Annotated in this window: 16 protein-coding genes; 1 reads left to right on the forward strand and 15 read right to left on the reverse strand. The window is 67.8% G+C overall.

Annotation, left to right across the window (positions count from 1 at the left end; all coding sequences use genetic code 11):
- Nucleotides 1-17 precede the first annotated feature (17 nt).
- A complete protein-coding gene (locus tag ACIBK2_RS01525) occupies nucleotides 18-989 on the forward strand; it encodes a LysR family transcriptional regulator (protein ID WP_396962423.1) in 972 nt (323 codons plus the stop codon).
- Here ACIBK2_RS01525 and alc read toward each other — a convergent pair.
- The 15 genes from alc to pucL form a co-directional block, all read right to left on the reverse strand.
- Nucleotides 930-1,958: an allantoicase gene (gene alc / locus ACIBK2_RS01530; RefSeq protein WP_396962425.1), complete on the reverse strand. Its 1,029-nt coding sequence runs from the start codon at nucleotides 1,956-1,958 to the stop codon at nucleotides 930-932. The two genes, ACIBK2_RS01525 and alc, sit on opposite strands and share 60 nt — an antisense overlap.
- Nucleotides 1,951-3,276, reverse strand: coding sequence for an allantoinase AllB (gene allB / locus ACIBK2_RS01535; RefSeq protein ID WP_396962427.1), 1,326 nt, complete (start codon nucleotides 3,274-3,276; stop codon nucleotides 1,951-1,953). Before allB ends, alc begins: the two co-directional genes overlap by 8 nt.
- Complete coding sequence (locus ACIBK2_RS01540; RefSeq protein ID WP_396962429.1) at nucleotides 3,269-4,450, reverse strand: glycerate kinase; 1,182 nt, start codon at nucleotides 4,448-4,450, stop codon at nucleotides 3,269-3,271. Before ACIBK2_RS01540 ends, allB begins: the two co-directional genes overlap by 8 nt.
- Nucleotides 4,447-6,252 (reverse strand): glyoxylate carboligase, encoded by a 1,806-nt coding sequence (gene gcl / locus ACIBK2_RS01545; RefSeq protein WP_396962431.1) that lies wholly within the window; start codon nucleotides 6,250-6,252, stop codon nucleotides 4,447-4,449. The genes ACIBK2_RS01540 and gcl overlap by 4 nt, the downstream gene beginning before the upstream one ends.
- Nucleotides 6,253-6,254: 2 nt before the next feature.
- Nucleotides 6,255-6,392, reverse strand: coding sequence for a hypothetical protein (locus ACIBK2_RS01550; RefSeq protein WP_396962433.1), 138 nt, complete (start codon nucleotides 6,390-6,392; stop codon nucleotides 6,255-6,257).
- Nucleotides 6,393-6,403: 11 nt separating this feature from the next.
- On the reverse strand, nucleotides 6,404-7,279 hold the full coding sequence (locus ACIBK2_RS01555; protein WP_396962435.1) for an NAD(P)-dependent oxidoreductase: 876 nt from the start codon (nucleotides 7,277-7,279) through the stop codon (nucleotides 6,404-6,406).
- A 73-nt stretch (nucleotides 7,280-7,352) separates the two neighbouring features.
- Nucleotides 7,353-8,153, reverse strand: a complete 801-nt coding sequence (locus ACIBK2_RS01560) for a hydroxypyruvate isomerase family protein (RefSeq protein WP_396962437.1) — start codon at nucleotides 8,151-8,153, stop codon at nucleotides 7,353-7,355.
- Nucleotides 8,150-8,530 carry a gamma-glutamylcyclotransferase gene (locus ACIBK2_RS01565; RefSeq protein WP_357383995.1) on the reverse strand — a complete coding sequence of 127 codons (381 nt, stop codon included), beginning with the start codon at nucleotides 8,528-8,530 and terminating at the stop codon, nucleotides 8,150-8,152. The genes ACIBK2_RS01560 and ACIBK2_RS01565 overlap by 4 nt, the downstream gene beginning before the upstream one ends.
- A 144-nt stretch (nucleotides 8,531-8,674) precedes the next feature.
- A complete protein-coding gene (locus ACIBK2_RS01570; protein WP_396962439.1) occupies nucleotides 8,675-9,742 on the reverse strand; it encodes an XdhC family protein in 1,068 nt (355 codons plus the stop codon).
- A gap of 13 nt (nucleotides 9,743-9,755) precedes the next feature.
- Nucleotides 9,756-11,198, reverse strand: a complete 1,443-nt coding sequence (locus ACIBK2_RS01575) for an NCS2 family permease (RefSeq protein WP_396962441.1) — start codon at nucleotides 11,196-11,198, stop codon at nucleotides 9,756-9,758.
- Between the two features lie 126 nt (nucleotides 11,199-11,324).
- Nucleotides 11,325-13,658 (reverse strand): xanthine dehydrogenase family protein molybdopterin-binding subunit, encoded by a 2,334-nt coding sequence (locus ACIBK2_RS01580; protein ID WP_396962443.1) that lies wholly within the window; start codon nucleotides 13,656-13,658, stop codon nucleotides 11,325-11,327.
- 46 nt (nucleotides 13,659-13,704) lie between these two features.
- On the reverse strand, nucleotides 13,705-15,048 hold the full coding sequence (locus ACIBK2_RS01585) for an 8-oxoguanine deaminase (protein ID WP_396962445.1): 1,344 nt from the start codon (nucleotides 15,046-15,048) through the stop codon (nucleotides 13,705-13,707).
- Nucleotides 15,045-15,518 carry a (2Fe-2S)-binding protein gene (locus ACIBK2_RS01590; protein WP_396962447.1) on the reverse strand — a complete coding sequence of 158 codons (474 nt, stop codon included), beginning with the start codon at nucleotides 15,516-15,518 and terminating at the stop codon, nucleotides 15,045-15,047. Before ACIBK2_RS01590 ends, ACIBK2_RS01585 begins: the two co-directional genes overlap by 4 nt.
- Complete coding sequence (locus ACIBK2_RS01595) at nucleotides 15,518-16,387, reverse strand: FAD binding domain-containing protein (RefSeq protein WP_396962449.1); 870 nt, start codon at nucleotides 16,385-16,387, stop codon at nucleotides 15,518-15,520. The genes ACIBK2_RS01590 and ACIBK2_RS01595 overlap by 1 nt, the downstream gene beginning before the upstream one ends.
- A 2-nt stretch (nucleotides 16,388-16,389) precedes the next feature.
- Nucleotides 16,390-17,265 carry a factor-independent urate hydroxylase gene (pucL, locus tag ACIBK2_RS01600; protein ID WP_396962451.1) on the reverse strand — a complete coding sequence of 292 codons (876 nt, stop codon included), beginning with the start codon at nucleotides 17,263-17,265 and terminating at the stop codon, nucleotides 16,390-16,392.

Here is a 17,265-nt window from a genome sequence, read left to right on the forward strand (position 1 = left end):
AATGAGATAGTTGGCGGATGGAGCTCAGGCATCTCGAGTATTTCGTCGCCGTCGCCGAGGAACGCAGTTTCACCAGGGCGGCAGCGCGACTGCACGTGGTCCAGTCGGCGGTCTCCGCCACCATCAAGGCGCTGGAACGCGAACTGCGCACCGAGATCCTCCGACGCACCTCTCGCGAGGTGGCACTCACCGAAGCCGGGACCGTCCTGCTCCCCCGAGCGCGGGCGATCCTGGACAGCGTGCGCGAGACGGTCGACGCGATCGACGGTGTCCGCGGCACCATCGGCGGGGAAGTCCGGTTGGGGCTGATGTCCTCGGTGCCCTGGTTCGACCTGCCCACCGTGCTCGGCCGGATGCACGCCGAACACCCCGAGGTGCGGCTGCGATTGAGCCACCGCGCCGGCGGTTCCCAGGAACTCGCCGCCGCCGTGGTCGCCGGGGAGGTCGATCTGGCGATCCTGTCCGAGCCCGGCTCCTTCGGCCGCAAACTCCGGCTGACCGAACTGCGGTCCTTCCCGATGCGCCTGCTGGTCCCGGCCGCCCACCCGCTCGCGGGCAGGCGCTCGGTGCGGCTCGAGGAGCTGGCGGGCGAGACCTTCGTCGACCTGCCGCAGGGCTACGGCAGCCGGGCCGTGGTCGACCGCGCGTTCGCCGCGGCCGACCTGACCCGGAATGTCTCCATCGAACTGGGCGACGGCCGCGTCGTCACCGACTACGTACGCCAGGGACTCGGCATCGCGATCCTGCCGGAGGCGTTCGCCCGTGCGGACCCGACGGTCCGCTCCCTCAGTGTCACCGGAAGCGGGCTGACGTGGCGCATGTCCCTGGCGGTACCCCGAGATCGGGAACTCGGGGCCGCGGCAAAGGTCTTGACGGCCATGGTGTTCGACGCGCTCGCGGAAACGAGCGACCCTACCGCCGGTGGCGATTCACCTCTTGGTCGCGAGCCAGCGGGAGTTGAGTTCTCGTTCGGCGTCGGCGGTGAGTGAGCCGAGCACACGCAGGCGGGCGATGCCGCCGTCCGGGTAGATGTCGACGCGGACGTGCGTTGCGGGGCGGTCTGCGGGGGTAAGCCGGAACCGGTGGGGAGTGTCGGGTTGCAGCGTTGTCCTGGGCAGCAATTCGAACCACGCGGCGTCATCGGCGGGCGGAAGTGGTTCGGGGCCTTGGTGATCGATGCCGAGGATCCGAGTTTCGCCGGGGGCGTTGAACAGCAGGTTGGTGGTGTCGAGTTCGATCAGGGCGGGGATGCCCTGGGCCGCGAGTTCGATGACGGCCCAATCGTTTCCGCTGTCCCGACGGCGGGCGGTTTCCCAACCCTCGGCCTGGTTGCGCGCCAAGCCAGGCGAGAGCATGTTGTCCGGTGCGGAGTAGAACATGTTGGAGCAGGCCACTGTTCGGGCGCCGTTTTCGAGGGCGGCAAGATCGACGGTGAGACCGGTGAGCAGCGTCGGGTCCGGTACCACCTCACCGTGCACGCGCAGGCGGGCGACGCCGCCGTCGGGGTAGATGTTCAGGCGGACGTGGGTGAAGATGCGGTCGTCGGAGACCGGCAGCTCGTGTTCCGCATCGCCGCCCAGTGCGCTGCGCGGCACGATCTCCACCCATTCGGCCGAATCCAGTTGGGCCGGTGACGGATAGCCGGGCGCGCGGCACGCTTCGATCGAGGTGAAGGGCGGGTAATTGCCCTTGAACCAGGCGGTGTCGATGACGACGCCGCGGATCACGCCGGGCATGCCAAGCCGGATGATGGCCCAGTCGTGGCCGGGGCCGCGGTGGCGGCGGGTCTCCCAGCCGTCGTACTCCTGGCCCTTGGGGCCGAAGGTGTGCTCGGCGAAGCGGGGTTGCCAAGGGTTGATGAGGTTTTCGCGTTCCTCGAACGATTCGTCGCTGGCGGCGATCACACCGGCACGGTTGGTGCGCAGCGCCAGGTCGGGCAGGCTGGTGAAGTCAGACATTGTTCCCTATCCGGTTGTGGTGCAAGGAGATAAGGCTGCCCGCGGGCGGGCGGCCGTTGCCGACGACGCGGCCGCGGAGCCAGGTGGCGTGGACCAGGCCACGGAGTTCACGCCCGCCGTACGGCGTGATCGGGTTCTTGTGCGCCAACGCGCCGGGATCGACGGTGATCGACGCCCACGGGTCGAAGGCGACCAGGTCGGCGTCGCAGCCGACCGCGATCCGGCCCTTGTGCGACAGACCGGCCAGCTCGGCGGGCGCGGCGGCCATCCAGCGGACGACATCGGTCAGCCGGAAACCGCGTTCGGCGGCCGCGGTCCATACAGCGGGCAAGCCGATCTGCAGGGACGAGATGCCGCCCCAGGCGGTCGCGAAGTCGCCCTCTTTCAGGTCCGGCGTGCATGGCGAATGGTCGGAGACCACGCACGACAGCACACCGTCGGCCAGGCCCTGCCACAGCGCGTCCTGGTTGCCCGCGTCACGGATCGGCGGGCAGCACTTGAACGCGGTGGACGACGCCTCGGCGGCCGAGAGGGTCAGATAGTGCGGGCAGGTCTCCGCGGTGATCCGGACGCCACGCGCCTGCGCCGCGGCGAGCGGTTCGAGGCAGGCGGCCGCCGAGACGTGCAGGATGTGCGCGCGCACGCCGGTCAGTTCGGCGAGCGCGATAACCTCCTGCACCGCAGCCCTTTCCGACTCCCCTGGGCGCGAATCCAGGAACGCGCGATACGACCCGTCGACCGGATCGCGCAGGCGCACCGGATCTTCGGCGTGCACGACGAGCAGCCCGTCGAAGGCGACGAGCTCGCGCATCACCTGCTCCACCTCACCGAGACCCAACGGCGGGAATTCATCAACGCCGGACGGGGACAGGAAGCATTTGAAGCCGACCACGCCCGCCTCGTGCAGCGGCCGCAGCGATGACAGGTTGCCGGGAATCGCGCCGCCCCAGAAGGCGACGTCGACGTGGCACTGCCCTTCCGCCACAGCCTGTTTCGTCGCCAGGTGCGGCACGGTGACCGTCGGCGGCAGCGAGTTGAGCGGCATGTCGACGATCGTCGTCACCCCACCCGCGGCAGCGGCCTTGGTGGCCGTGGCGAAACCCTCCCACTCGGTTCGCCCCGGCTCGTTGACGTGCACGTGCGAATCCACCAGGCCGGGCAGCACGACGAGATCGGCCAGGTCGGTGGTCGCCGCCGCGGGCAGCACCGCGTCGTACTCCGCCAACGCGGCGATCTTCCCGTCCTGCACCGCAATCGAGGCCGCGCGGATCCCCTCCGGCAGGGCGACCCGCCGGGACCGGATTACCAGATCATGCATGAGCACTCGCTCCCAGCCAGGCGCCGGCGATCTCACCGGCGAGCCGTTCCAACAGGGGTCCTGCCTGCGCCATGCAGACCTCGGGGTCGGGCTCGAGGTCGGTCAGCGCGTATGCCTGCTCGATGTGCGCGCGGCGCAACTGCTCGTCGGTGAGCGAGCGTTGCCCGGCCACCGCGACCACCGGCACAGCCGCACCCGCCGCGGCCTGCGCGACCCCGACCGGCGCCTTGCCGTGCAGGGTCTGCGCGTCGAGCGAGCCCTCGCCGGTGATCACCAGCCGCGCCCCCTCGACCTGCTCGGCGAAGGACATCAGTTCCAGGATGATCTCGATGCCCGGCCGCACGGTCGCGCCGAGAAAGGCGAGCGCGGCGTAGCCGACCCCGCCCGCCGCACCGGCGCCGGGCCGGTCCGCGACGTCGGCACCGAGATCGCGTTCGACGATCGAGGCCAAACGTGCCAGGCCCCATTCCAATTCGTCGATGTCGCCGGGCCGCGCGCCCTTCTGCGGGCCGTAAACCTGTGCGGCGCCGCGTGGTCCGAGCAACGGGTTGTCCACGTCGGAGGCCACGATCACCGGCACCTGCAGCATGTCGCTGGCATCGATGCGGGCCAACCGGGTCAGCGCGGCCCCGCCGCGCGGCAGCTCGAGACCCTGCTCGTCGAGGAACCGGACGCCGAGCGCGGACATCATGCCCACTCCCCCGTCCGTGCACGCGCTGCCGCCAAGACCGAGCACCACGCTGCGGGCACCGCGTTTCGCGGCCGCCCGGATCAACTCGCCGGTACCGTAACTGGTTGCCGTCATGGCGGTTTGGAAAGTCGGCCGTACCGGCAGCCGACGCAGGCCGGACGCTTCCGCCAACTCGATCACCGCCGCCTCGCCCCTCATCGCGAACGAGGCGGCCACCGGTAACCCCAGCGGACCGGCGGCGCTCGTCTGGAAGCGGACGAAGCCCGACTCCACGACGGCGTCGACCGTGCCGTCGCCCCCGTCGGCCACCGGCATGGTGACGACGGGGATATCCGGGCGGACCCGGCGGAGTCCGGTGGCGATGTGCGCGGCGACCTGAGGCGCGGTCAGCGACCCCTTGAACTTGTCGGGGGCGACGACGCAATGGCCATCACGCCACCCGCCGCGCACATCTCTCGAGAGCGGAGCGTCCGGCCCGCTCACCTGCCGCCTCCGACCGGTTCCGGTTCCGGCTCGATGGCGACGGTGGCGGTGGGCGCGTCCGCGGCGGACAGCGCCAGCTCCTCGAATTCGACGATGTTGTCGATCTCCAAACCCATGGACACGTTGGTGACGCGCTCGAGGATGCACTCGACGACCACCGGCACCCGGTGCTCGGCCATCAGCTTCTTGGCGTCTTCCAGGGCCTGGCCGATGTGTTCGGGTTCGAAGACGCGGATCGCCTTGCAGCCCAGCCCTTCCGCGACCTTGACGTGGTCCACACCGTAGCCGCCGACCTCGGGGCTGTTGATGTTGTCGAAGTCGAGCTGGACGTAGTAGTCCATGCTGAACGCCCGCTGTGCCTGACGGATCAGGCCCAGGTAGGAGTTGTTCACGAGGACGTGGATGTAGGGGATGTTGAACTGTGCGCCGACGGCCAATTCCTCGATGAGGAACTGGAAATCGTAGTCGCCGGACAGGGCGACGACGGTAGCGTCGGGGACAGCGGTTGCCACGCCCAGTGCGGCGGGCAGGGTCCAGCCGAGCGGTCCGGCCTGGCCCGCATTGATCCAGTGGCGCGGCTTGTAGACGTGCAGCAGTTGCGACGCCTGGATCTGGGAGAGGCCGATGGTGCTGACGTAGCGGATGTCGGGTCCGAACGCCTTGTTCATCTCCTCGTAGACCCGCTGAGGTTTGATCGGCACGTTGTCGAAGTGAGTCTTGCGCTGGCCGAGCTGCTTTCGGGCACGCACCTGCCCCGCCCAATCCGATCGATCGCGCAGCTCACCCCTCGCCGCGAGCTCACGGGCGACCTCGACGAACACCTTCAACGCGGCACCGGCATCGGAGGTGATACCGAAATCAGGGGCGAAGACACGGCCGATCTGGGTCGGCTCAATATCGACGTGCACGAAAGTGCGGTCCTTGGTGTAGGTCTCGACACCGCCGGTGTGGCGGTTGGCCCACCGGTTACCGATACCGAGGACGAAATCGGCCTCGAGCATCGTCGCGTTGCCGTAGCGGTGCGAGGTTTGCAGGCCGACCATGCCCGCGTGCAGCGGGTGATCGTCGGGGATCGTGCCCCAGCCCATCAGCGTCGGCACCACCGGAACACCGGTCAGTTCGGCGAATTCGACGAGCAGCTCGGCCGCGTCGGCATTCACGATGCCGCCACCGGCGACCAGCAGCGGACGCTCGGCCGCGTTCAGCATCGCGATGGCCTTCTCGGCCTGCGCCCTGGTCGCGGCCGGGCGATGCACCTGCAGCGGCTCGTAAGTGTCGATATCGAACTCGATTTCGGCCAGCTGCACATCGATCGGCAGATCGATCAACACCGGACCCGGCCTACCCTCGCGCATCAACCGGAACGCCTTCTGGAATGTGCCCGGCACCTGCGCGGGCTCCAGCACAGTCACCGCCCACTTCGCCACCGGCCCAGCGATCGAGGAGATATCAACGGCCTGAAAATCCTCCTTGTGCAACTTGGCCACCGGCGCCTGACCGGTGATGCACAGGATCGGGATCGAATCCGCACTCGCCGAATACAACCCGGTGATCATGTCCGTGCCCGCCGGACCCGACGTACCGATGCAGACACCAATATTGCCTGCGGTGGCCCGGGTGTAACCCTCAGCCATATGCGAGGCCGCCTCGACGTGGCGGGCCAGCACATGCTTGATCCCGCCATGCGCGCGCATCGCGCTGTAGAACGGGTTGATCGCCGCACCCGGCAAACCGAACGCCTGTGTCGCGCCCTCTTTTTCGAGAATCAACACCGCCGCGTCAACGGTACGCATCCGTGCCATGCTCAACGCTCCTTGTTCTGGCGCGTGCCGCACGATTGCATCGCATGCAGCACCGCACTGTCGGCAGGTTTGTCGCTGCGCACCCAGCCGTCGGGCAGCCGAATGCCGCATTCCTCGTGGCGCTCGAGCGCCTGCGCCACCGCGGGCATCCTCATGCCTCGACCCGGCCGGACAGCGCCTCGGCGACCAGCAGCAGACCGGAGTGGTCCAGCGAGCCGTAGCCCATGGCCCGGCCCGCCGCGATCAGCTGCGCGGTGAGCGCGCCCATCGGGATGGACACCTCGGCCTCGCGGGCGGCCTGCAGGATGATGCCCATGTCCTTGTGGTGCAGGTCGATCCGGAAGCCGGGCACGAAGTTGCGGGCCAGCATGGTCTCGCGCTTGAGTTCGAGGATCTTGCTGCCCGCGAGCCCGCCGGCCAGCACGTCGAGGCCCTTGGCCGCGTCCGCGCCCAGGTTCTCCATCAGCAGGATCGCCTCGGCGATCAGGGCGTAGGTACCGCCGACGACGAGCTGGTTGGCCGCCTTGACGCACTGGCCCGCGCCGCTGCCGCCGACCAGCGCGAAGGTCTTGCCGACCGTCTGGAAAATCGGTGTCGCCGCGGCGAAGTCGGCCTCGGAACCGCCGACCATGATCGAGAGGGCCGCGTTGATCGCCCCGTTCTCGCCGCCGCTGACCGGGGCGTCGAGCACCCGGAGATCGTTCTTCTTGCCCTGCTCGGCGGTCCACTTGGCCGTCTTCGGGGTGATCGTGGAGAAGTCGATGTAAAGCGTGCCGGGGACGGTGTTCTGCAGGATGTCGGGGAAGACCTGTTCGATCTGCTCGTCCTGGGGCAGCATCGTAATAACGATGTCCTTGTCCCGGACCGCCTCCGCGACGCTCGCGGCAGCGGAACCGCCTGCCTCCTTGAGCTTTTCCAAGCCCTTGGGGCCGATGTCATATCCGGTTACTTCATGTCCGGCCTTGACCAGGTGTCCCGCCATCGGGCTGCCCATGATCCCGAGGCCGATAAAACCGATCTTGCTCATGACTGCACCTCGCTGGCGCTCGGCTCCGTCATTCCCAAGGGCGCTGTGCCGATGATTCGTTCGCTGCGCTCACTCATTGCATCCACTTCCAATCAAGCTCAGGGTCTTTGTATTCGAGGCCGATCCAGCCGTCGTAGCCTGCGGCGCTGAGGGTTTCGAAGAGGGTGGCGAAGTCGAGTTCGCCGGTACCCGGCCGGCCGCGACCGGGATCGTCGGCGATCTGTACGTGGCCGATGTGCTGGGCGTAGGTCTTGATCACCTGGATCAGGTTCTCGTCCATCCGGGCCAGGTGGTAGAGGTCGCAGAGGAAGCGCACGTTCGGCTCGCCGGTCTGCTCGATCACGCGCACGGCCTGCTCGGCGCTGACGATCGGATAGTGCGGCGACTCATGTGCGTTCAGCGCTTCGACGAGCACCGTGGCGTCGATCCGAGCGGCGGCACGGGCGGCCAGCCGCAGGTTCTCCAGCGCGAGCTCGTCCTGCTTCGCCGGGTCCTCGCCCGCAATGCGATTGCCGTAGAGGGCATTCAGCGCGCGGCAGCCGGTGCGTTCGGCGATCCCGACGGCCACCTCGATGTTGTCGCGGAACCTAGCGATCTCGCCGGGGACGGAGACCAGGCCGCGTCCCACCGGAATCAGATCGAGGAAATTCAGGCCGACCAACTGCACACCGGCATCATCGATCGCACGAACAAACGCGTCGATCTCGTTATCCGCCGGTGTGGCGTTTTCCCCGAAGGGCCACCAGAATTCGACCGCGTCGAAACCGGCGGCCTTGGCGGCGGCCGGACGCTGCAGCAATGGCAGGTCGGTGAAAAGAATAGAGCAATTGACGTCGAATTTCGGGAGACCGGACTCCCCTGCGTAATGCTTCACTCAGCTCCTTCGCGATATTTCTTCCAGCTGCCGATGCGGGTGATGTCGATCAGCTCCGGGTACGACGTGGGCGGTCGGCGCAGCACCATCGATAGGACCGACCTGCCGTCGTCCAGCTCGATCGCGCCGAGCTCCAGCTCGGGCGGCTCCGCGGGTAGCAGGTGTTCGCGGAGCACATCGAGTGGCACGTCGAACAGTTCGCCGGTGATCGAGTAGCCGCCGTCCGGCGACGGGTCGAGGCCGGGAAAGCGGTCGCCCACCGAAAAGAATCGGTAGCGCGGAGCGGTTTTCGCTTCTCCGGCGAACGGCGCGCCGTTCAACAAATGGTTGAGCGGCCCGCCGCGCATGGCGGAACCGTTCAGGAAAATCAACGGCATAATCGGGTCCTTTTGTGTCGAATTTCACCAAGTATGCGGGGATTACGCGGTATCGGGATAGATGAGATCAACCCAAAGCTGATCGAGCATTCCGAAGCACCTTTTGTAGGATGCTCCAGCGTAGGATGCTCCAGCCGAATGCATTCACCAGATCGGAACCAAGTCCCGATGGATAGGGCCGTCGCTGGTCGTGAGCGATTGCGTCGAGCCGCCGCGGCGCACCGCGACGATCTCGGCGGCGATGGCGACCGCGGTCTCCTCGGCGGTGCGCCCGCCGAGATCGAGCCCGATGGGCGAATGCAGCAGGGCCAGTTCGGATTCCGAGAGACCGGCGGCGCGCAGGCTGACCATTCGCTGGTCGTGGGTACGGCGGGATCCCATCGCGCCGACGTAAGCCACCGGCAGGCGTAAAGCCTTCTCCAGCAACGGGATATCGAACTTCGCGTCATGTGTCAGCACGCACAGCACGGTCCGGGAGTCGACGGTGGTGCGGGCCAGGTAGCGGTCGGGCCATTCGACGACGACCTCGTGCGCGTCGGGGAAGCGGGCCTGAGTGGCGAAGACAGGGCGGGCGTCGCAGACGGTGACGTGATAGCCGAGAAACCGGCCGATCCGGGTCACGGCGGCCGCGAAATCTATTGCGCCGAACACGATCATGCGTGGCGGCGGTACGTACGATTCCACAAAGATGGTGACCTCGCGGTCACCGCAGCCGATGACGCGGACACCGGTAGCGGCCACCTCGAGCATCGCCCGGGCTTCAGCCACCACGACCGGATCGAACGTCGCCCCCAGCGTCCACCACGGCCCCAAAGCCATTGCCGCCCCGGTGTTCAGGTCGCGCACCAGCGCCACCGGCTCGGCCGATCGGAGCAGCGCCTCGATCGTGTCGTACGCGGCGGGGGTGATCGGCTGGATGAACACCTCGATCTTGCCCCCGCAGGTCAGTCCGACGGCGAACGCGTCGTCGTCGCTGTAGCCGAAGGTTTCGCGCACCGGCTGCCCGGTGCGCAGCGCCTCGCGGCAGAGCTCGTACACCGCACCCTCGACGCAGCCACCGGAAATGCTGCCGATGACAACGCCTTCGGCGTCCACCGCCAGTGCGGCGCCCGGTGGCCGCGGCGCGCTGCCGCTGACGCCGATGACGGTGGCGACGGCGTAGGACTTGCCCGCCGTGTGCCATTGCAAGAGTTCTGCCGCGAGGTCACGCATTCTTTTCGCCGTTCTATCCGCCGAGCAGTAGTTCGATGGCCGTGATGCCGAAGTAACCGGCGAACACGACGCCGACAACCCAGATCAGCCAATGGATTTCGCTGAACTTGCCGCGTGCCGCCTTGATCACCACGAACGCGATGACACCGGCGCCGACGCCGTTGGTGATCGAGTAGGTGAACGGCATCAGCACGATGGTCAGGAAGGCGGGCACCGCGACTTCCAGGTCGGCCCAGTCGATCTTGCGGGCCTGAGTCATCATCAGCGCGCCGACCAGCACGAGGGCCGGTGCGGCGGCCTGGATCGGCACCACGGCCGCGAGCGGGGTGAACAGCACTGCGAGGCAGAACAATCCACCGGTCATCACGCTGGCCAGCCCGGTACGCGCGCCCTCACCGACGCCCGTCGCGGACTCGACATACACGGTATTGCCCGCGCCGCCGCTGATCCCGCCGATCACCTGGGCGACACCGTCTATGGTCAGCACCTTGCCGAGGCCGGGCATGGTGCCGCGCTCGTCGAGCAGTCCCGCCTCGTCGCAGACTCCGAACACGGTGCCCATGGCATCGAAGAACCCGGTGAGCACCAGGGTGAACAGCACGACGCCCGCGACAAGCCCGCCCGCCCTGGCGAATCCGCCGATCAGGTCGATGTTGAACAGCAACCCGAAGTCCGGCGCGGCGAAGAAACCCTTCGGCGTCTCCGGCACGACCGGACCCCACGTCTTCGGATCGATCTTCGCCAGCGAGTTGACCGCGATGGCGAGCACCGTGGCGATGGCAATGCTGATCAGGATGGCGCCGGGCACCTTTCGGATGAACAGCGCCAGCATGAGCAGCAGTCCGACGGCGAAAATCACTACCGGCCAACCGGAAAGGTGACCGGCGACGCCGAGCGTGACCGGTGGCCCGGTCTGCGAGCCATGGCCGACCACGCCCGCGGACACCAGGCCGATCATCGCGATGAACATGCCGATCCCGACGCCGATGGCGTTCTTGAGCGAGAGCGGAATGGCGTTGATGATCATCGTGCGCAGGCCGGTCGCGGCCAGGATCACGATGATCACGCCCATCAGCACCACCAGGCCCATGGTCTGCGGCCAGGTCATGTGCGGGGCCGCCTGGAAGGCGACCACCGGAACGACGCCGAGGCCGGCGGCCAGGGCGAGCGGCACGTTGCCGACGAGGCCCATCAGGATGGTGCTTAGCCCGGCCGAGAACGCGGTCGCGGTGGTGAGCTGGGCGATGCTCAGGCTGTTGCCGTCGATGTCCTGTACCCCGCCGATGATCAACGGGACGAGCAGGATAACGTAGGCCATCGCTACGAAAGTGGTGATACCGCCGCGTATTTCGCGGGAGATGGTGGTCTTGCGCGCACTCAACCGGAAATATCGGTCGAGCGGGGACCTTCCGGTGACCGGCTCCGGGACGGAGGAGTGGGTCTGGACTTGGGTCATGGCGTGCCCTCCCTTGGGCATAGCCGACCTACGAACCGGCCGTACCGGCCGGATCGCGTGGTTCGGTTCTGTTGTGGGGTCCCTACCGCGGCCGTTTGGACACGAGATACGGTCTGCCCCTGTTGATCAACTGCTCCGGATGATGTCTTCCGGACGCACCGGCACTCGGTTGATGTGCACGGTTCCGCCCGCGGATCGGCATGCGTCCCGAATGGCCGAGACGATCGCGGGTGTCGAGGAGAGCGTGGGTGGCTCTCCGGCGCCGCGCAGCCCGTATGGGGCGTGCGGGTCGGCGTTTTCGAGAATCTCCAGCCGCTGTGGCGGCGTATCGAGAATCGTGGGGATCAGGTAGTCGGTGAACGACGGGTTGAGCACCTTTCCGTCACGGACTTGAATTTCCTCCATGACCGCGAGGCCGAGACCCTGGGTGGAGCCGCCGTGGATCTGCCCCTCCAGCGACAAGCGGTTCATGATCTTTCCTACGTCCTGGACGGCGTCCAGAGCGACGACCTTGACCAGGCCGAGTTCGGTGTCGACATCCACCACGGCCCGGTGCACGCACAGGGCGAGCTGGGTGTGGCTGTTGCCCTGGCCGGTCACCGGATCCATGCCGGTGGTCGGCTTGTGGTGGTATTCCCTTGTCTCCTCGATGATTTCGTCACCGAGCAGGTCGACGATGGCGGCGTAGACCTCGCCGTCGCGGGAGACCACCTTGCCGCCGACGAGTTGGAGGCCGCGGGTGGCGCCGAAACGTCCTTGGGCGAGCGCGAGTACGCGCATCCGCACCGCTTCGCACGCGGCCTTCACGGCGCCGCCGGTCATGTACGTCTGCCGCGAGGCCGAAGAGGAACCGGAGTCGCCGACCTGGTTGTCGGCCGGGTGGATGGTGACCCGCTCGATGCCGAGTTCGGTGCGCGCGATCTGCGCTTCGACCGTGACGAGGCCCTGCCCGACTTCGGCCGCGGCGGTGTGCACCAGCGCAACCGGTTCGCCGCCAATGACTTCCAGCCGTACCCGGGCCGTCGACAAGTCGTCGAAGCCCTCGGAGAAGCAGATGTTCTTGATGCCGACGCCGTAGCCGATGCCGCGCACGACGCCCTCGCCGTGCGTGGTCTGCGAGACACCACCGGGGAGGTTCCGGATGTCGGAGGCGTCCAGCGGGGCGGGCAGCGGCATGGCCTGAGCCTGGCCGAGCATCTCGACCATCGGCATCGGGGCGTGCACGATCTGTCCGGTCGCCAGCTTCGATCCCTGCGCGACCGCGTTGACCTGCCGGACATGGATCGGGTCGAGATCGAGTGCCTCGGCGACCTTGTCCATCATCGACTCGTGCGCGAAACACGCTTGCACCGCGCCGAATCCGCGCATCGCACCGCAGGGCGGGTTGTTGGTGTACACCCCGTACGCGTCGATCTTGATGTGCGGAATCTCGTACGGCCCCACCGCGAGTGAGGACGCGTTACCGGTGACATTGAGCGTCGCGGAGGTGTACGCGCCGCCGTCGAGCACGATCTGCACCTCGGCGAAGACGATCTTCCCGGCGTGGGTCGCGCCGTATTCGTAGCGCATCTTCGCCGGATGCCGGTGCACGTGACCGAAGAAGGATTCCTCGCGGTTGTACATCATCTTGATCGGCTTGCCGGTGTAGAGCGCGAGCATGCCCGCGTGGATCTGCATCGACAGGTCCTCGCGGCCGCCGAACGCGCCACCGACCCCGGCCAGCGTCATCCGGATCTTGTCGTCGGGCAGATCGAGACATGGACCGATCTGCTTGAGGTCGTTGTGCATCCACTGGGTGGCGACGTAGAAGTCGAGCCCGCCGTCCTCGCCCGGCGCGACCAGGCCCGCCTCGGGGCCGAGGAACGCCTGGTCCTGGATGCCGACCTCGTAGTCGCCGCGCACCACCACATCGGACATGGCGCGACCGACCGCGATATCGCCGACCCGGACAGGCTGATGCCTGGCGATGCCGCCGCGCTCCTGCACCTTGTTGGCTTCGGGATCGGCGACCACCGCGAGCGGATCGGTGATGGGGGTCAACACCTCCCACTCGATCGCGATGACCTCGATGGCGCGGCGCGCGATCTCCGGGTGGTCCGCGGCGACGAGCGCGATCGGCTCGCCGTGGTGGCGGACCTCGCCGATGGCGAGCACCGGCTGGTCCCAGGTGTGGTCGAGGCCGTAGACGTTGCGACCCGGCACGTCCTCATGGGTCAGCACCGCGTGTACGCCGGGCAGCGCGAGCGCCTGACTGATGTCCATGCTGACGATGCGGGCGCGCGGATGCGGGCTGCGCAGGGTGGCGCCCCACAGCATGCCGTCCATCCACAGGTCGGAGGCATAGGCGAACTCGCCCTTGACCTTCAGGTTGCCGTCGGGGCGCAGCGGGCTCTCGCCGATGCCGCCCTTGCCCGGCGCGGCGACCTCGCCGGGGAATCGCGTGGTGCGTGCGGTGGTCATCGCTTCTCCTCTCGCCGGCGGGCGTCGATACAGCCACTCGGTGATGTCATGCCCGTCCCCGCATCAGCCGTTTGCGGGCGGCGGCACCCGCGCGACCCACCTGGTCGTGCGAGACCGTGCGCAGTTCGTCGTTTTCGACCACGGTGCGGCCGCCGACGAGCAGCCTGGCCAGCGGCGGCGTCGGTCCGAAGACCAGCGCGCAGATCGGGTCCTCGACGGCGGCCCGGAATCCGTCCACCCGCCACATCGCGATGTCGCCGAGCTTGCCGACCTCCAGGCTGCCGATCTCCTGCTGGCGGCCGAGATTGCGTGCGCCGCCGAGGGTTCCGATCTCCAGCGCCTGCCGGGCGGTGAGTGCGGTCGGTCCGTGCACAGCCCGCTGGAACAGCATGGCCTGGCGCATCTCCCCAGCCATCGAGGTCAGCTCGCTCGACGCGGCGCCGTCGACGCCGAGGCCGACCGGCGCACCGGCGCGCAACAGCTCCGAGACGCGGGCGATACCGGCGCCGAGGCGAGCGTTGGAACTGGGGCAGTGGGCCGAGCCGGTACCGGTTTCGGCGAAGCGACGGATGTCGGCGTCGTGCAGGTGCACCGCGTGCGCGAACCAGACGTCCTCGCCGAGCCAGCCGAGCTTCTCCATGTATTCGACCGGGGTGCAACCCATCTGCTCGCGGCAGTGCTCTTCCTCGTCGAGCGTCTCGGCGAGATGGGTGTGCAGCCGGACGTTCTTGGTGCGCGCGAGCAGCGCGGCGTCGGTCATCAGACCCTCGCTCACCGAGAACGGCGAGCAGGGTGCGACGGCCACCCGCAGCATCGAGTCGAACGACGGATCATGGTACTTGTCAATGGTTTCCGAGGTGTTGAGCAGGATCTCGTCCCGGTCCTCGACCACCTCGTCCGGCGGCAGACCGCCGTCGGACTGGCCGCGGTCCATCGAGCCGCGGCACGGGTGGAACCGGATGCCGAGCTCGTGCGCGGCCCGGACCTCGGCGTCGAACAGGTCGCCGCGCCCCTTCGGGAAGACGTAGTGGTGGTCGCTGCTCGTGGTGCAGCCGGTCAATGCCAGCCAGCCCAATCCCGCTGCGGCCGCGCCATATACGACGTCGGCGTCCATGCCCGCCCAGAGCCGGTAGAGACCGGTCAGCCATTCGAATAGCGTCGAGTCCTGGAACAGGCCCTGGCTCGCCCACTGGTAGAGGTGATGGTGGGTGTTGACCAGGCCGGGGGTGACCAGGCAGCCGGTGCCGTCGATGCGTTGCGCGTCGGGCACGAGGGGCGCCGGTCCCGCGCCGAGGGATTCGATCCGGCCGTTCGCGAGCACCAGGTACCCGGAGGCGATCTCCGGACCCACCACCGGTGCGATGTAAGCGTTTTCGATGACAGTCTTCATTGCGCCGCCGCTTTCCGCTGGGCCGCGAGCCGCACGGCGTCGAGGATCTTCTCGTATCCGGTGCAGCGGCAGAGGTTTCCGGCCAGTGCCTCGCGGATCTCCACATCCGAGGGATCGGGATTGTGCTCGATCAGGTCGTGCGCCTGCACGATGAGACCCGGTGTGCAGAAACCGCATTGGACCGCGCCCGCTTCGACGAACGCCTGCTGCATCGGATCCAGCGTCGCGCCGCGCGCCAGACCTTCCACGGTCCGCACCGAGCAGCCCTCGGCCTGCCCGGCCGCCACCAGGCAGGAACACACCGGCGTGCCGTTCAAATAGACCGTGCAGGAACCACATTCGCCCTGCTCGCAGGCGTTCTTGGAGCCGGGAAGGCCCATCCGCTCGCGCAGCATGTAGAGCAGGCTCTCGCCCTCCCACACGTCGTCGACGGTCTCCGTCGAGCCGTTCACGTCGAAGGTCACGCGCATCAGGCTGCCTTCCTTTCTGCTAGGTGGTCCGTCCATGCCCAGCCCAGGGTGCGGCGGGCCAGCACCGAGAGGGCGTGTTTGCGGTAATCCGCGGTGCCACGGACGTCATCGATCGGCTTGGCGGCGGCCGCGACGAGCGCGCCGAACTCGCGTAGCACCCGGTCGGTGAGCGGCGCCGGATCGTGCCACGGCAGCTGCGTGGCCAGAAATTCCTCGGCGGGCTGGGCTCGCAGCGGCGTCGGGCCGGACGAGCCGATGCCAGTGCGCACCGTCCCAGTGCTCGGGTAGAGCGCGATCGAGAACGAACACACCGCGATCACCATGGCGTTGCGGGTGCCGACCTTCGAAAAGTACTGCGGCCCTTCGGCAGGCGGCAGCCAGACCGCGCTGATCAGCTCGTCGGCTTCCAGGGCGTTCTTGCGCACCCAGATGTAGAAGTCGTCGATCGGGATCATCCTGGTGCCGCGGGCCGCCGACGCGACCTCGACCACGGCGTTGCCCGCGAGCAGCGCCGGGTGGGCGTCACCGGCGGGCGAGGCGCCACCGAGGTTGCCGCCGACGGTGCCGCGGTTGCGGATCTGCGGCGAGCCGACCGAGCGGGAGGCCTGGGCCAGGCCGGGCAGCTGCCCGCCGAGCCGGTTGATGATCCGGACGTACGGCACGCCGGAGCCGATCCGGATCTTGCCGTCGATCTCTTTGTAGTCGAACAACTCTCGGCATGGGTTCAGGTCGAGCAGGGCGCTCGGGCGGCCCTTGTCGAAGTTGAGTTCGACCATCATGTCGGTGCCGCCCTGAATGGGGGTGGCGTCCGGGCGGCCTGCCTTGATGTCCAGGGCGTCCGCCCAGCTGGTGGGTCGTAGGAAATCCATCGTCACTCCCACGCGGGCCCGGCGGCGGGCGCGTCCTCGCGCAGCACGGTGCCCTCGATCAAGCCGTAGGGGCGGTCGGCGGCATAGAACACCTCGTTGTCGTTCTCCAGTCCGAAGGCGGACAGATCGACGACGAAGTGGTGCTTGTTGGGCAGCGACAGCCGGACCTCGGCGATCTCCGGGCAGGTGTTGAGCACGCGCTCGCCCATCGCGTACAGGGTCTGTTGCAGTGAGTAACTGTAGGTTTCGGCGAACGCCTCGAGCAGCGCGCGCCTGGCCTCGCGGTAGGTCTTGTCCCAGTCGCTGGGCTCGCCGGTGAAGCGCCACTCCGCGTTGACCTCGGTGGCGAGGACGCGGTCGTAGGCCTCCTTCAGCGTCGTGTACTTGTCCTTCAGGTAGCCGTGGAACTCCGAACCGGTGGAGTTCAGCACCACCAGGCCCTGCAAACCCGCGACGACCCAGGCGTTTTCGCCGTCGTAGTGCACCCGCGCGGTGCGCACCTCCTGGCCGGAGCGGACGAACGAGTGCTGATCGGTGCCCGCGTCGAGCACGATGCGCTCCCACGCGTATTCCTCGACGCTGACCCGCGCATGGTGGATGGCCGGCTGCGAATCGACGAAATGCCGTGCCAGCAGGACACCGAACGCCTCGGGCGAGGAGATGCCGTGCTCCTTGGCGAAGGCGAACACGGTGTTCTTCTGCGTGTCGGTGGTCAGCACCGCGCCGTTGTCGCCGGTCAGGTGCACGTCATCCATGTCGCCGGAGAGGGCGACGCCGACATTGAGGTCCCGGATCTCGTGGACGCCACCGTTTTTCGTCACGCTGACGACATGGGTCTCCGCTTTGCCATATCGGTTCGGTCCGAGCTTGATCGACAT

The sequence above is a fragment of the Nocardia sp. NPDC050175 genome (assembly GCF_044459885.1).
Lineage (GTDB): Bacteria > Actinomycetota > Actinomycetes > Mycobacteriales > Mycobacteriaceae > Nocardia.